Origin of the sequence: Brevundimonas sp. MEB006b (assembly GCF_030209705.1) — a bacterium.
GTDB lineage: Bacteria > Pseudomonadota > Alphaproteobacteria > Caulobacterales > Caulobacteraceae > Brevundimonas.
Map to the genome: position 1 here is coordinate 453,056 of NZ_JARVRL010000005.1, position 14,804 is coordinate 467,859.

Here is a 14,804-nt window from a genome sequence, read left to right on the forward strand (position 1 = left end):
CGTAGACCCGGGCGCGGCAAAGCTCAAGTGCGCGCCGTCGCGATTTCCTCCGCATTCGGCCTATGAGGCATCGACGAGCGAACGCGGGTCGCCTTACAGGATCGCCTCAGGACCATCACGGCCTTGCATTCGCCTCAAATTCGATAAACTTGGAACGCTGGCGCGGACCCTGCTAAGGGGTCTCCCGTAACGTGACGCGTGACCACCAGGGGTTTCTACCGAATGCGTATTTTGCTCGCGACCGCCGTGGCGATCGCCCCCTTGATGGTCGCCACCGGATCCCAGGCCGAGATCGTCATCTCGAACGCCCGGACCACGCCGATCCAGACGTCCAATGCGACGGGCACGGCGGCCGACAACATCCGCATCGCCAGCGGCGGCAGCGTCGCTGTCGCCACCGGCGCGGCGGTGAACCTGAACAGCAACAACACGGTCGATCTGGACAGCGGCAGCTCCATCACGATGGACAAGTCGGCCGACGGCTCGACGGGTCTTCTGGTCAACGGCGGCAACACCGGATCGGTGATCGTCGGTGGCTCGATCACCGTCAACGACACTCAAGAAACGGCAGACATCAAGGACACGGACGGCGACGGCGATCTGGACGGTTCTTTCGCCACCGGAACTGGCCGCTACGGCGTACGGGTCACTGGAGCCTCGCCCTTCACCGGCAACATCCTTGTCGAGGGCACGGGCGTCATCGCCGTCGAGGGCAACAACTCCTACGGACTTGCGGTCGAATCAGCGCTGAACGGCAAACTCCAAAGCCTGGGCGCCGTCCGTGTCACTGGCAACGACAGCGCCGCCATCCGCACGACGGGCCCGATTTCCGGCAATGTCGATCTCGCTGGCGCCATCTCCGCTCTCGGCGCCAATGCGACGGGTGTGTCCATCGAGGGCGATGTCGGCGGCGCGCTCAAGATTCATTCCTCGGTCGTCGCCACGGGATATCGGTACACCACCCCGCCAGCCGCGCGCCCAACAACCGGCACATTCGACAACGCAACAACCCTCTTCCTAGACGAACTCGACGCTGACGATCTGCTGCAGGGCGGACCGGCTGTGCGCGTTGGCGCCAATGTCGCCGGCGGCGTGCTTCTGGATAAGGCGCTCGCCTATTCTGCTGCCGGCATCGAAGGCGACGACGACGGAGACGGCATCAAGAACGGCGACGAGGACGATGACGGCGACGGCGTCAAGAACCGCGACGACACGGACCGCGACGGCGACGGCGTCCCGGACGCCAGCGAGACGACTGCCTCCCTCACGTCGCTAGGCGGCGCGCCTGCCCTGCTGATCGGCTCGACGACCAACACCGTGACCCTCGGCGCCGTCGGTACAGGCGACGCGGCCTATGGCCTGATCAACCGCGGCACCATTGTCGGTTCCGGCCTCTATTCCGGCGTGGAGTCGCGCGCCGTGCAACTCGGCGTGACCGGTGGCCAGGCCGTCAACGTCGTCGGCGGCGTGCGTAACGAGGGCGGCATCTCATCGACCGCCGTGAACGCCAACGCTACCGGTCTTTGGATCGGCTCGGGCGTGACCGTTCCTACAATCAACAACTCCGGCTCCATTCAGGCCGTCGCTTCGGGCAAGCAGACCCAAAGTGCTACCGGTATTCTGATTGGTGCGGGGGCCAACGTTGGCTCCCTAACCAACACCGGCAATCTCGTCGCCACGTTCGGAGGCAATCAGGGTTCGGCAACCGTTATTCGTGACCAGTCCGGCAGCCTGACCCAGTTGAACAACGCCGGTTCGATCATCGGGGCGCTCAGCCTAGACACCACTGACACGAATCCCGTAACTGGCACTGTCACCGCCATCGACCTGTCGGCCAACACGACCGGCGTCACCCTACGTCAGTATGGAATTTCCGCCGCAGCAGGCAGCACGGCGACCGACACGGACGGCGACGGCGTGCCGGACGCGAACGAACCGGCCATCGTCGGCGCGATCAAGCTCGGCTCTGGCGCCGACACGGTCAATATCGAGAACGGCGTCGTCAACGGCGACATCGATTTCGGCGCCGGCGCCGACCGGCTGAACATCAGCGGCGGCGCGGTCGTGACCGGCGCCATCGCCAACAGCGATGGCCTGCTGGACATCAATGTGTCCAAGGGCACCCTGGCCGCCACCCAGACCGGCGCCACGGCCATCTCCAACCTGAACATCGGAGCCGAAGGGACGTTGCTGGTCAATCTTGACCCCGCCAACGACCGCGCTGGCGGCTTCAACGTCAGCGGCAATGCGACCCTGGCGACAGGGTCCACCCTGGGCGTCCGCTTCTCTTCGCTGATCGATCAGCCTGAGCGGTTCAACGTCATCACGGCCGGCACGCTGAATGTGGGTCAGATCAACCAGACCCTGCTGTCGGACAACTCGCCCTATCTCTACGTCGTGCAGGGTGGCGTCGCCGGCAACACCGTCTATATCGACGCCCGTCGCCGCACGGCTTCCGAGGCTGGGCTGATCCCGGTCGAGGCGTCCGCCTACGACGCCGTCTATGGCGCGCTGGGCTCCAATGAGGCGCTGCGCAACCTGTTCCTGTCGCAAACGTCGCGCGACGGCTTCATCGACGCCTATGAGCAGATGCTGCCCGACCACTCCGGCGGACCGCTGATGTCGCTGTCGGCCGGCGTGGACGCGGTCACCCGCGCGCTGACCGGACGTAACGCTGCCGCTGCGCCGGGTGAAACCAGCGCCTGGGTCCAGGAGATCAACTTCTACGCCGACAAGGACAAGACCGACTCCTACGGCTTCCGGTCCGAAGGCTTCGGCGTCGCCGGCGGCGTCGAAAAGGGCACCAGCCTGGGCGCCGTCGGCATCTCGGCCGCCTTCACCTCGTCCGACATCAAGGATCCCGAGGCCGAGGCCGAAGAGGTCCTGTCCGCCAACCTGCTGGAGCTGGGGCTCTATTGGCGCGCCCAGGGTCAGTACTGGACGACCTGGGCCCGTGCCGCGGGCGGTTACGCCTCCTTCAGCGCCGATCGTTCGCTGGTCGCCACCGGCGTCTATCTGAACAACAAGTCCGACTGGCACGGCTGGACGGCGGCGGTTGCCGGCGGCGCCTCCTATGAGCGCAACTTCGGCCGCCTGAACATCCGCCCCGAAATCTACGGCGAGTATTTCAGCCTGTCGGAAGGGTCGCGCAGCGAGAAGGGCGGCGGCGACGGCTTCGATCTCGACATCGATTCGCGCGACAGCCACATCTTCTCGGCGGTGGCGGCGATGAACGTCGGCTATGGCTTCGGCCGCAACGGCTGGATCCGTCCGGAACTGCGCATTGGCTATCGTCAGAACATCTCGGTCGACGCCGGCGAAACCATCGCCCGCTTCGCCAGCGGCGGCCCGGACTTCATCCTGTCGCCGGACGCCATCGAAGGCGGCGGGCCGATCCTGGGCTTCCGCCTGAACTTCGGCAACGAATTGGGCATGCTGTCGCTGACCGGCGACGCCGAGCTGCTGGAAGACTACGTCCGCTACTCGCTGCTGCTGCGGGCCAGCTTCCGCTTCTGATCGCACCCTGATTCACACAAACGAAAGGCCGCCGGATCGCTCCGGCGGCCTTTTTGTTTGGTAGGCGGCGACGGGTTCGAACCGCCGACCCTCTCGGTGTAAACGAGATGCTCTGACCAGCTGAGCTAGCCGCCCCCAAGGGAGAGACGGGCTTATGCCCGTCGCGCCTCAACCGTTCAAGGCGCTTTTCAAACCTTCACCCGGGCGAAAGCGCGCGGTGCGCGAGGCCGGGCGCGCGACGGCAGCGCCGGTCTGCGGGTTACGGGCGACGCCAGCCTTGCGGTCCACGGCGACGAAACTGCCGAAGCCGATCAGCTTCACGTCCGCGCCCCGCGTCAGCGACTCGGTCACGCCGTCCGTGAACGCCTCCAGCGCCGTCTTGGCCTGGTCGCGGCTGATGTGCGCCGCGCTGGCCATCCGGCCGATCAGTTCCGCCTTGGTCATCCGTCCCCCTCCAGAACGAATCACTAAAGGACAGATCGGCGGTTGCGTCAAAAACGAAAACGCCGCCGGTGGGGTCACCGGCGGCGCTCGCTGTTCAACTCGGCGTTAGTGGCTGACCGCCGCCGCCGGCCCTTCTGGAGCCGCGACCGGGGCCGGCAGGGGTTCGGCCGCCTCGTCCCACTCCACCGGCGTCAGGGTGCCGACAAGCGCCCACTTCAGCGCCTCGTCCGCCGTGGAGATCGGCACGATCTCCAGCGCCGACTTCACATTGTCCGGCACGTCGGCGAGATCCTTCTCGTTCTCCTGCGGGATCAGCACCGTCTTGACGCCGGAGCGCAGGGCCGCGAGCAGCTTCTCCTTCAGGCCGCCGATGGCGGTGACCCGGCCGCGCAAAGTGATCTCGCCGGTCATGGCGATATCCTTACGGATCGGAATGCCAGTCAGGACCGAGACCATCGCCACCGTCATGGCCACGCCGGCGGACGGGCCGTCCTTGGGCGTGGCGCCATCCGGCACGTGGACGTGGATGTCGGTCTTCTCGAACACCGGCGGCTTGACGCCGAAGGCCAGGGCCCGCGAGCGGACATAGGACGCCGCAGCCGAGATCGACTCCTTCATCACGTCTTTCAGGTTGCCGGTCACGGTCATGCGCCCGCGACCCGGCATCTTGATGGCTTCGATGGTAAGGATGTCGCCGCCGAACTCGGTCCAGGCCAGACCGGTGACGATGCCGACCTGATCTTCCTCGTCCGTCTCGCCGTAGCGGAACTTCTTGACGCCCGCATAGTCGGCCAGTTTGGCCTCATCGACCGTGATCGACTTGGCGCCCGTCTTGGCCATCTCGCGCACGGCCTTGCGCGCCAGACCGCCCAGAGCGCGCTCCAGCGAACGCACGCCGGCCTCGCGGGTGTAATAGCGGATCAGGTCGCGGATCGTGTCTTCCGGGACGATCAGCTCGCCATCCTTCAGACCGTGGTCCGCCAACTGCTTGGGCAGGACGTGGCGCTTGGCGATCTCGACCTTCTCATCCTCGGTGTAGCCCGACACCCGAATGATCTCCATCCGGTCCATCAGCGGCTGCGGCATGTTCAGGCTGTTCGCGGTCGTCACGAACATCACCTGGGACAGGTCGTAGTCCACCTCCAGATAGTGGTCGCCGAAGGTCGAGTTCTGGGCCGGGTCCAACACCTCCAGCAGGGCCGACGACGGATCGCCGCGCCAGTCCGATCCCAGCTTGTCGATCTCGTCCAGCAGGACGAAGGCGTTGGTGGTCTTGGCCTTCTTCATCGACTGGATGATCTTGCCGGGCATGGAGCCGATATAGGTCCGGCGGTGACCCCGGATCTCGCTTTCGTCGCGCACGCCGCCCAGCGACATGCGGACGTACTCACGCCCCGTCGCCTTGGCGATAGACTTGGCCAGCGAGGTCTTGCCGACGCCGGGAGGGCCGACGAGGCACAGGATAGGGCCTTTCAGGCTGCCGGTGCGGGCCTGGACCGCCAGATACTCAATGATCCGTTCCTTGACCTTCTCTAGGCCGAAGTGATCCTCTTCCAGTATGTCCTCGGCCTTGGCCAGATCGATCGGCTTCTGCTTGGCCTTTCCCCAAGGCACGGACAGCAGCCAGTCGAGATAGTTGCGCACGACGGTAGATTCCGCCGACATCGGACTCATGTTGCGCAGTTTCTTGACCTCGGCCTCGGCCTTGGTGCGCGCCTCCTTGGACAGGCGCGTCTTACGGATGCGCTTCTCCAAGTCCATGATCTCGTCGCGCGCGTCGTCGGTCTCGCCCAGCTCGCGCTGGATCGCCTTCATCTGCTCGTTCAAATAATATTCGCGCTGGGTCTTTTCCATCTGGCGCTTCACGCGCGAGCGGATCTTCTTCTCGACCTGAAGGACCGAAATCTCGCCCTCCATCAGCCCATAGACCTTCTCCAGCCGCTTGGGCACGTCGAAGGTTTCCAGCAGGCCCTGCTTGTCGGCGATCTTCACCGACAGATGGGCCGCGACCGAGTCCGCCAGCTTGGAGGCGTCGGTGATCTGGGGGATGGAGCTGAGGGCCTCGGGCGGAACCTTCTTGTTCAGCTTCACATAGTTTTCGAACTGCTCGACCACGGCGCGCAGCATAGCCTCGGCCTGCGACGCGTCGCCGGCTTCATCCTCGATCTCGACGGCCTCGGCCTCGAAATACTCCTCACGATCGGTGAAGCGGGTCAGGCGCGCGCGGCCCTTGCCCTCGACCAGCACCTTCACCGTGCCGTCGGGCAGTTTCAACAGTTGCAGCACCGAGGCCAGCACGCCGATGGGATAGATGGCGTCAGGCGACGGATCGTCGTCGACGCTGTTCTTCTGGGTCGCCAGCAGGATCTGCTTTTCCCCCTTCATGATCTCGTCCAGCGCCTTCACCGACTTTTCGCGTCCGACGAAGAGCGGCACGACCATGTGCGGGAAGACGACGATGTCTCTCAGCGGCAGGACGGGCAGGATTTTTGGTTCAGTCATGATGCGTACTCCTGGGCCATTGATCATCTCCGGCCCGCCGCCAGGGTCCGCCGGGCAAGAGGCCCGACCGGCGCATGACGGCCCGTCGATTCCGACGGCGTTCGGATGAGTATGTGGTTTGAAAGACCCGCGGTTCAAGCGTGACCGCGGAACGGCCCACATCTGCGTGGCGACAAGGCCGCCGATCGCGCTGCTTTAGGTCCGCATTACGCCCGGCGACGCTTTCGACATGGCCGCTTTACGGGGATCGGGCGTCTTCTGCAGATCCAAGGAGATGACCATGAGCCGTTCGCACCTGTTGGCCGAGACCCTGAAACGTCCAGCCCCGCCGCCGACAACCCTTCAGATGGCTATGACCTTCATCGGCGCCCTGTTCGGCGCCTCGATCCGCAAGGGCCGCGTGCGATGATGCAGGGCCATATCGAGGGCGGCGTGACACGCGCCGCCCCTCCCCGACGATACAGGGTCGTGCCTCGCGCCAGCGGTTGGGCCGTGGCGGTCAACAACGCCTGCACCCGCCCCCTGCCCGATCGCATCTCGGCCGAACGTCTCGCCGCCCGACTTCAGGCGGAGGCCGACCGCCTGAACCGCGACCAACACCGCTTCACATAATGATTACGCCCCTTGCCTCACCACCCGCCGTCGAAACCCTGACGATCCGGCCTGTCAGCGATCGCTGGCGCATCACCTCAAGCGACGGCCTGTTCGAAGGCGTCTTCACCGACGCCAAAAGCGCCGTCCGATACGCTAGAGCGGAGGCCGACGCGCACCCAGGCCATGTGCTGATGCTGGCCGAACCCGCCTGATCGCCCCAGGTCGAGAAAAAGGCCGGAGCGATCTCGCTCCGGCCTTTTTCATTTCAGCGCTGGTCGTCAGTTCAGGCGGCGCCGTCGGCCTTCTTCTTGGAGGCTTCCGAGTAGATCAGCAGAGGCTGGGCCTTGCCGTCGATGACCTCGGCGTTGACGACGACTTCCTCGACGCCTTCGAAGGTCGGCAGTTCAAACATGGTCTCCAGCAGGATGCCTTCCAGGATCGAGCGCAGGCCGCGTGCCCCGGTCTTGCGGGTGATGGCCTTTTTGGCGACGGCGATCAGGGCGTCGTCCGTGAAGGTCAGTTCGACGTTCTCCATCTCGAACAGACGCTTGTACTGCTTGACCAGGGCGTTCTTCGGCTGGGTCAGGATCGTGACCAGCGCCGTCTCGTCCAGGTCTTCCAGCGTCGCCAGCACCGGAAGACGGCCGATGAATTCGGGGATCAGACCGAACCGCATCAGGTCGTCAGGCTCGACACCCTTGAGGATGTCGCCGGTGCGACGTTCATCGATCTCCTTGACCTGGGCGCCAAAGCCGATCGAAGCCCCTGCCCCGCGCGCCGAGATGACCTTCTCCAACCCAGCGAAGGCGCCGCCGACGATGAACAGGATGTTGGCGGTGTCGACCTGCAGGAATTCCTGCTGCGGATGCTTGCGACCGCCTTGCGGCGGCACGGAGGCGACGGTGCCTTCCATGATCTTCAGCAGGGCCTGTTGCACGCCTTCGCCCGACACGTCGCGCGTGATCGAAGGGTTGTCAGACTTGCGCGAGATCTTGTCGATTTCGTCGATATAGACGATGCCGCGCTGGGCCCGCTCGACGTTGTAGTCCGACGCCTGCAGCAGCTTCAGGATGATGTTCTCGACATCCTCGCCCACATAACCGGCTTCGGTCAGGGTCGTCGCGTCGGCCATGGTGAAGGGCACGTCGATGATGCGCGCCAGCGTCTGGGCCAGCAGCGTCTTGCCCGAGCCGGTCGGGCCAATCAGCATGATGTTCGACTTGGCCAGTTCGACGTCGTTGTTCTTAGTCGCGTGGTTCAGGCGCTTGTAGTGGTTGTGGACGGCGACCGAGAGCACCTTCTTGGCGTGCGCCTGGCCGATGACATAGTCGTCCAGCACGTCGCGGATTTCCTTGGGCGTGGGCACGCCGTCGGTCGTCTTCTTAAAGCCGATCTTGTGCTCTTCGCGGATGATGTCCATGCACAGCTCGACGCATTCATCGCAGATGAAGACGGTCGGGCCCGCGATGAGCTTGCGGACCTCGTGCTGGCTCTTTCCGCAGAACGAGCAGTAGAGGGTGCTTTTGGCGTCGGTGCCGGCTGCTTTGGTCATAGACCCTTATCTCACTCCCGCGGGTCGGACCGAAATGGCCCGAAACGCGCTTCCCTCACATTGATTCCAGCACTCTGGATGCGAAGGTCTTCAAAAAATGACAATCACCCATCACACGTTCCGGAACAACCCCGAAGGCGGCAAGGGATTGTTGCAGTGCGTGGATGGATCAGTGTCGACGGGGATCAAGGCGAATGTCTGACATGGGTATTGTGCAGGAAATACGCCAGTCCACGGGCAATGGACCTGCCATTGTCGCCTTTGATTTCGACGGCACGCTGACGATTCGCGACAGCTTCACCGAGTTCCTGCGCTGGCGCGCCGGTCCGGGCGCCTGGGCGCTGGGGCTGGTCAAGCTGGCCCCCGCGCTGGCCGCCTACGCCAAGGATCGCGACCGGGGACGGATCAAGGCGGCCTCCGTCAGGGAATTTCTGCTTGGCGTAAGCCGCCAGACGCTGGAAGCGGAAGCCGCAGCCTTCGCCGAAGAGATCTGGCCCCGCTTCATGCGCCCCGATGCGCTTGAGGTGTGGAACGACTGGGGCCAACGCGGCGCGCATCGCGTCATCGTGACCGCGTCGCCCACGACGACCGTCGCGCCATTCGCCCGAAAGCTGGGGGCCGAGGCCCTGCTGGGCACCGAGTTCGTCTTCGACGCCGATGACCGGATCACCGGCGACTTCGCCGGTCCGAATTGTCGGGGTCAGGAAAAGGTGCGGCGGCTGAAGGCGGCCTATGGTGAAGACATGACCCTGACGGCCGCCTATGGCGACACCTCGGGCGATACCGAAATGCTGGCGATGGCCCAGCAGCCGGGTTTCCGGGGTTTCCGTCAGAAGCCGTAAGGCTTAGTTCCCGTCGGCGTCCACGTCGAACACCATCGCCTTGCCGCGCGAAGCCGGATCCCAGCCGGCCTCGATCGCTGAGGCGATAGCGGTGCGGACGGCGTCGACATTGACGCGCTGCTTTTCCACGTCCGGTCGGCCATTGGGCCGAAGCGGCGGCGGAAACTGTACAATCGCTTCACGCTTGAAGTCCGCGTGGCGAAGGGACACAGCCATCCCCTCCCAGACGTTGCCGCCCTTGGGTTGAGGTTGGCGACGAAGCTCCCAGACGTAGCTTTCGCCATCGACATCGACCGTGCCGCTTTGATCTCGTGTAAACTGCATGGCGGTTCCGATAGCACAAAATGAAAAGGGCGCGCCGCAATGGGCGCGCCCTTTCGTCTTTCGACAGCTGTCTTAGTTGCCGGGCGTCTTCACGCCGTCGGCGTCAGCCTGCTCGCGGCGATCATAGACGTGGTCCACGATGCCCCAGGCCTTGGCTTCCTCGGCCGACATGAAGTGGTCGCGGTCCAGCGTCTTTTCGACCTCCTCATAGGTGCGGCCGGTGTGATGGACGTAAATCTCGTTCAGACGACGCTTGGTGTAACGGATGTCGGCGGCATGCAGTTCGATGTCCGACGCCTGACCCCGGAACCCGCCCGAGGGCTGGTGCACCATGACTCGCGCATTCGGCAGGGCGATACGTTGGCCAGCGGCGCCCGCCGTCAGGATCAGCGAGCCGGCCGAGGCCGCCATACCCATGACCACAGTCGAAACCGGGCTCTTGATGTATTGCATCGTATCGTAGATCGCCAGCGCCGAGGTCACCTGACCGCCGGGGCTGTTGATATACATGCTGATTTCCTTCTTCGGGTTCTCCGATTCAAGGAACAGCAGCTGGGCGCAGATCAGCGACGCCATACCGTCCTCGAATGGTCCCGTCAGGAAGATGATCCGCTCGCGCAGCAGACGCGAGAAGATGTCGAAGGAGCGCTCGCCGCGGCTGGATTGCTCCACCACCATCGGCACCAGGTTCATGTTCATCAGTTCGATCGGATCGCGCATTTAGCCTTCTCGGATGCAGTGGCGACGATTCAGCGTCGTCAGCCGGTTATGCTGCATATCGCGTTCGATGACACCCTGCGCAAGACGCCGGGTTCAATCGGACTGCGCGTCTTGCTGGTTCGCCGCTGCACGACGTCCTTTCTGTAGTCGTTCCGCGACCGCCGCCTCCTGCGCGGCGGCGGATGCGCGATCGGGCTCCGCTTCATATAGCGCTTGCAGATAGGCGCGGTCCCAGTCCGTGAGGCCGGTCACGTTCTGAGGATCACCAAATAAATTCAGCACAGTGGGCTGATCGGAGTAGTCGGCGCGGGGATCGACCTGCGCCAAGACGACCATCGCGGCGTAGTCCATCAGAGCCGGCAAAAGGACGCCACTGGCCTTGGTCATATCAATGACGACGGTCGCTGAGTTCAGGTCGTACCGCAGTGGCGACCTCATGCGGCTGACGGCCCGCGATCCAATCGAGGGCGGCTCTCCACCGGCGACACGGGCCGCCAGTTGGCCAGTGTCTGCTGAGACTGGCAGGGAAATGTGCCACCATCGCACTGGCGCATCGCTGGTTTTGAACCGTTCCAGCGCCGCCAAACCCATGTTCGTGTTGTCGATCGGAGGACGGAAACGACGACGCCAACCTTCCACCAGCGCAGATGCGACACTGGGACCATCCTCCGTGGCGATTATGAGCACATTGGCCGAGCAGCCAGGCTCGCCCACTCGAATTTCAAGATCATGAGCGATTTCGCCGATGCGATCGGCAAGCATCTGACCGTAGGGCGCCTTCAATCCGGCGACGCTGACGCACAGCGGCGTATTCCACCGTCCAAGCCGCGCACCGGCGGGCGCGGTCGCAACACGCTGGACAAACTGACGCGCAGCCTGTCGCGGCGACTGACCCTCGACCGTGATCTCCTCCAGATCTGTCGGGGGCGACTGTCCCGGATCCTGCGCCTGCGCGCCTGCGGTAATGAGGGCGGCCAGCGCGACAGCGGAAAAAGACATTGACGACATACCTGAAAAGCAAAATGGGCCCGCACTGCGGACCCATTTGACTTACAATCCAGACGCCACAACCGCCAGTTACGGTCGTGTAATCGAGCGGAAAATCAGCCCTCGTCCTCGTCTTCCTTCAGCAGCTCTTCCTTCGTGATCGGTTTGTCGGTCACGTCGGCGACGCCCACGATCAGGTCGACGACCTTCTCTTCGTAGATGGGCGCGCGCATCTGGGCGGCGGCGTTGGGGTTCTGGCGGTAGAAGTTCAGGACGGCCTGTTCCTGGCCCGGATAGTTGCGGGCTTCCTGCAGGATGGCGGCGTTCAGTTCCTGGTCGGTGACCTGGACGTTGTTGGCGCGACCGATTTCGGCCAGCACCAGGCCCAGACGCACGCGACGTTCGGCGATCTTGCGGTATTCGGTCTTCAGGTCCTCGTCCGACTTGGCGGCGTCTTCTTCCGGCAGACGACCAGCGGTCTTGTCAGCCTCGACCTGCTGCCAGATGCCGTCGAACTCGGCGTCCACCATCTTCGGCGGCAGCGGGAAGTCGTGGGCCTCATCCAGCTGGTCCAGCAGGGCGCGCTTCAGCTTGAAACGGGCGGCGCCGGCGTATTGCTGGTCCAGGTTGGACTTCAGCAGTTCCTTCAGCTTGTCCAGCGACTCCAGACCGATGCGGGTGGCGAAATCGTCGTCGATTTTGGATTCGGCTTCCGCCTTGATGGCCTTCACCTTGATGTCAAAGGTGGCTTTCTTGCCGGCCAGATGGGCGGCTTGATAGTTCTCGGGGAAGGTGACCTCGATGGTCTTCTCTTCGCCGACCTTGGCGCCCGTCAGCTGCTCTTCGAAGCCGGGGATGAAGCGGCCCGAGCCGATCACCAGGTCCGCGTCCTCGGCGGCGCCGCCTTCGAAGGGCTCGCCGTCCAGCTTGCCCAGGAAGTCGATCGTCAGCTGGTCGCCCTCGGCGGCCTTGACGGTCTTGCCCTTCTTGTCTTCGTAGGTCTTGGCCTGACCGGCCAGTTCCGTCAGGGCCTCGTCCAGATCGGCGTCAGACGCTTCATAGGTCGGGCGCTCCAGCTTCAGGGTCTTGGGATCGACCGGCTCGAAGTCCGGCATGATTTCCAGCGACATTTCATAGGCCAGGTCTTCCTGACCGGCGATGACCTTGTCCATGTCCGAGGTCAGCTTCATCTCGGCCGGCGCGGCGGGACGGATATTGGCCTCGTCGAGCGCCTTCTGGCTGGTTTCGTTCAGCTCGGCGTTGATGATCTCGCCCATGAACTCACGGCCGAAGGTCTTTTTGACGTGGGCGACCGGCACCTTGCCCGGACGGAAGCCCTTCAGCTTCACCTGCGGGGCGACTTCCTTGACGCGGGCTTCGAGCTTTTCGTTCAGCTCCGCGACGGGAATGGTGACCGCGATCACGCGGCTGAGGCCTTCGTTCGACTTTTCGACGACTTGCATGGTCGGGATTCTGACGCTCTGGGGCGCATGAGCCATCGAGACGGCCGGCGCGGAATGGATAAAGCAAGAAGGCCGCCCCGTGTGGAGCGGCGCCTCGAAGCCCGCCCTTATGTCGAGAAGGGCCCGAAAGGTCAACGCGGGCGTAGTCAGAGCCGGTGGTTTCGCGGCCTTTGCGTGGCTATGTTGGCCAAATGAGCCAACCCGCCTCCCCCATCGGCGTCTTCGTCACGCCCGTCACCCCGCTTCAACAGAACTGCACGACCGTCTGGTGCACCGCCACCAACAAGGCCGCCGTGATCGATCCTGGCGGTTCGGTCGATGCAGTCCTGGGCGAGGTCACGCGGCGCGGCCTGACGCTGGATCAGATCTGGATCACCCACGGCCATCTGGATCACGCGGGCGGCGCAGCAGAAATGCAGGAAAAGACCGGCGCCCAGATCACCGGCCCTCAGAAGGCCGACCAGTTCTGGATCGACCGTATCGTGGAAAGCGGCCGGATGTACGGCCTGCCTGACGCCCGCCCCTTTACGCCCGACCGCTGGCTGGAAGATGGCGACACGGTATCGCTGGGGAAAACGACCTGGGACGTGCGCCATTGCCCCGGCCATACCCCCGGGCACGTCATCTTCTTCAATCGTGCGGCGCGATTCGCTCAGGTGGGCGACGTTCTGTTCAAGGGTTCGGTCGGCCGCACCGACTTCCCTATGAGCGACCCGCCCGCACTGATCCGCTCCGTGATCGAAAAGCTCTGGCCGCTGGGCGACGACGTCACCTTTGTGCCGGGCCACGGGCCGATCTCCACCTTTGGTGAAGAGCGACGGACCAATCCGTTCGTGTCTGACGCCGCAATGCGACAGGCCCCGATCCAGCGTGAGCCGTCGGGGCCTGCCTGAGCCTGCTGATCGCGTGGTTTATCGGCGCAGGATCATGCCGATGATGACGCCGATGCCCAGTGCATAGAGCGTCGCCTTCATCGGATTGTCCTGAATGTCTTCCTGCACGCGATGAACGCGTCCGGAAATCTTCTCACGCACCAGGCCCGCATCTTCTCTGACGGCCTGACGGACTGAAGTGGTCTTGCCCAAGCTGCGGCCCTCGCCTTGGGCGAGAATTGCGTCGGCCTGTCGGTCCAGACGTTGGGTCAGATCATCGTCCTCCAGGACGATGTCGTCGGGTGATGTCGCGCCTATCGGGGTGTTGGTCATCTCGATCTCCGTGGTTCGCTGAACAAACCGGTGTTGCGACTCATGGTTCCTTTTTGAACGCGGGCGATCAGGGTGCGTTGGTTGATCGCACAAGGAGCCGCTCATGACCTATATCGAACCCACTCCGACCACGCCGCAACCCGAGATCCAGCCTGAGCCGGCGCAGCAGCCGGAAATACAGCCTTCAGACACGCCCGATGAAGTTCCGCCGATGGAACCGGATGTTGGCGGCGAAGGTGATTCGCGACCTTACGGTGCTGGGTAAAGTCAAACTCACGAGCCCTTGAGGATCGTGACAGTAAAACGGAGTTCCCGACGGAACCGTCACCGAGTCACTGGGTTCACCTCAGCAAGCGCAACGGCAGCACTGAAAGGAACACGATGGACAGCCAACCCACACGCCCCTCCGGCGTTTCCAAGCGAGGTTTCGCCTCCATGGATCCCGAACGTCAGCGCGAAATCGCGCGCAAAGGGGGCGCAAGCGTCCCCAGCGAAAAACGCAGCTTCTCCCAAGACCGCAGCCTCGCCGCACAGGCGGGCCGCAAGGGTGGAGAAGCGTCGCACGGAACCAAGAAAGACGCGGACGCCGCCGACGGGCAATAGTCGGCGGAACTCGATACAAACAAGGGCGGCCCATCAATCGATGCGCCGCCCT

At 64.0% G+C, this 14,804-nt stretch carries 16 protein-coding genes and 1 tRNA gene; 8 read left to right on the forward strand and 9 right to left on the reverse strand.

Going from position 1 to position 14,804, the window contains the following annotated elements:
- The first annotated feature begins 222 nt into the window (after nt 1-222).
- A complete protein-coding gene (locus QRN13_RS08615; RefSeq protein ID WP_284877587.1) occupies nt 223-3,516 on the forward strand; it encodes an autotransporter outer membrane beta-barrel domain-containing protein in 3,294 nt (1,097 codons plus the stop codon).
- 58 nt (nt 3,517-3,574) lie between these two features.
- Here the strand turns inward: QRN13_RS08615 and QRN13_RS08620 are convergent.
- The 3 genes from QRN13_RS08620 to lon form a co-directional block, all read right to left on the reverse strand.
- Nucleotides 3,575-3,651: transfer RNA gene (locus QRN13_RS08620), tRNA-Val, on the reverse strand.
- Nucleotides 3,652-3,684: 33 nt separating this feature from the next.
- A complete protein-coding gene (locus QRN13_RS08625; protein WP_284877588.1) occupies nt 3,685-3,960 on the reverse strand; it encodes an HU family DNA-binding protein in 276 nt (91 codons plus the stop codon).
- A 105-nt stretch (nt 3,961-4,065) separates the two neighbouring features.
- A complete protein-coding gene (gene lon, locus QRN13_RS08630; protein WP_137721542.1) occupies nt 4,066-6,462 on the reverse strand; it encodes an endopeptidase La in 2,397 nt (798 codons plus the stop codon).
- Between the two features lie 280 nt (nt 6,463-6,742).
- Here lon and QRN13_RS08635 point away from each other — a divergent pair, with 280 nt between their 5' ends.
- Genes QRN13_RS08635 through QRN13_RS08645 form a run of 3 tightly spaced genes read left to right on the forward strand, consistent with a single transcriptional unit; the run spans nt 6,743 to nt 7,268 of the window.
- Nucleotides 6,743-6,871, forward strand: a complete 129-nt coding sequence (locus QRN13_RS08635) for a hypothetical protein (RefSeq protein ID WP_284877589.1) — start codon at nt 6,743-6,745, stop codon at nt 6,869-6,871.
- Between the two features lie 59 nt (nt 6,872-6,930).
- A complete protein-coding gene (locus QRN13_RS08640) occupies nt 6,931-7,074 on the forward strand; it encodes a hypothetical protein (protein ID WP_284877590.1) in 144 nt (47 codons plus the stop codon).
- On the forward strand, nt 7,074-7,268 hold the full coding sequence (locus tag QRN13_RS08645) for a hypothetical protein (protein ID WP_284877591.1): 195 nt from the start codon (nt 7,074-7,076) through the stop codon (nt 7,266-7,268). The genes QRN13_RS08640 and QRN13_RS08645 overlap by 1 nt, the downstream gene beginning before the upstream one ends.
- 71 nt (nt 7,269-7,339) lie before the next feature.
- Here the strand turns inward: QRN13_RS08645 and clpX are convergent, their stop codons facing one another.
- Nucleotides 7,340-8,608 (reverse strand): ATP-dependent Clp protease ATP-binding subunit ClpX, encoded by a 1,269-nt coding sequence (clpX, locus tag QRN13_RS08650; RefSeq protein WP_284877592.1) that lies wholly within the window; start codon nt 8,606-8,608, stop codon nt 7,340-7,342.
- 194 nt (nt 8,609-8,802) lie between these two features.
- On the opposite strand from clpX, the gene QRN13_RS08655 reads away from it, so the two are divergent.
- Complete coding sequence (locus tag QRN13_RS08655) at nt 8,803-9,450, forward strand: HAD-IB family hydrolase (RefSeq protein ID WP_284877593.1); 648 nt, start codon at nt 8,803-8,805, stop codon at nt 9,448-9,450.
- A 3-nt stretch (nt 9,451-9,453) separates the two neighbouring features.
- Here QRN13_RS08655 and QRN13_RS08660 read toward each other — a convergent pair whose 3' ends face one another.
- The 4 genes from QRN13_RS08660 to tig all read right to left on the reverse strand — a co-directional run bounded on the left by QRN13_RS08660 (nt 9,454) and on the right by tig (nt 12,944).
- Nucleotides 9,454-9,774, reverse strand: a complete 321-nt coding sequence (locus tag QRN13_RS08660) for a hypothetical protein (protein ID WP_066625462.1) — start codon at nt 9,772-9,774, stop codon at nt 9,454-9,456.
- Between the two features lie 72 nt (nt 9,775-9,846).
- Nucleotides 9,847-10,494, reverse strand: coding sequence for an ATP-dependent Clp protease proteolytic subunit (locus tag QRN13_RS08665; RefSeq protein ID WP_017506180.1), 648 nt, complete (start codon nt 10,492-10,494; stop codon nt 9,847-9,849).
- Between the two features lie 93 nt (nt 10,495-10,587).
- Nucleotides 10,588-11,493 carry a hypothetical protein gene (locus QRN13_RS08670; RefSeq protein ID WP_284877594.1) on the reverse strand — a complete coding sequence of 302 codons (906 nt, stop codon included), beginning with the start codon at nt 11,491-11,493 and terminating at the stop codon, nt 10,588-10,590.
- Between the two features lie 104 nt (nt 11,494-11,597).
- On the reverse strand, nt 11,598-12,944 hold the full coding sequence (gene tig / locus QRN13_RS08675; protein WP_284877595.1) for a trigger factor: 1,347 nt from the start codon (nt 12,942-12,944) through the stop codon (nt 11,598-11,600).
- 191 nt (nt 12,945-13,135) lie between these two features.
- On the opposite strand from tig, the gene QRN13_RS08680 reads away from it, so the two are divergent.
- Entirely contained in the window at nt 13,136-13,837 is a 702-nt protein-coding gene (locus QRN13_RS08680; protein ID WP_284877596.1) for an MBL fold metallo-hydrolase, read from the forward strand.
- Nucleotides 13,838-13,855: 18 nt separating this feature from the next.
- On the opposite strand, the gene QRN13_RS08685 is transcribed toward QRN13_RS08680, so the two are convergent.
- Entirely contained in the window at nt 13,856-14,149 is a 294-nt protein-coding gene (locus QRN13_RS08685) for a hypothetical protein (RefSeq protein ID WP_284877597.1), read from the reverse strand.
- 103 nt (nt 14,150-14,252) lie between these two features.
- On the opposite strand from QRN13_RS08685, the gene QRN13_RS08690 reads away from it, so the two are divergent.
- Both QRN13_RS08690 and QRN13_RS08695 read left to right on the forward strand, forming a co-directional pair.
- Nucleotides 14,253-14,414 carry a hypothetical protein gene (locus QRN13_RS08690; protein ID WP_197458470.1) on the forward strand — a complete coding sequence of 54 codons (162 nt, stop codon included), beginning with the start codon at nt 14,253-14,255 and terminating at the stop codon, nt 14,412-14,414.
- Between the two features lie 116 nt (nt 14,415-14,530).
- A complete protein-coding gene (locus tag QRN13_RS08695) occupies nt 14,531-14,752 on the forward strand; it encodes a con-10 family general stress protein (RefSeq protein WP_039243609.1) in 222 nt (73 codons plus the stop codon).
- Nucleotides 14,753-14,804 lie beyond the last annotated feature (52 nt).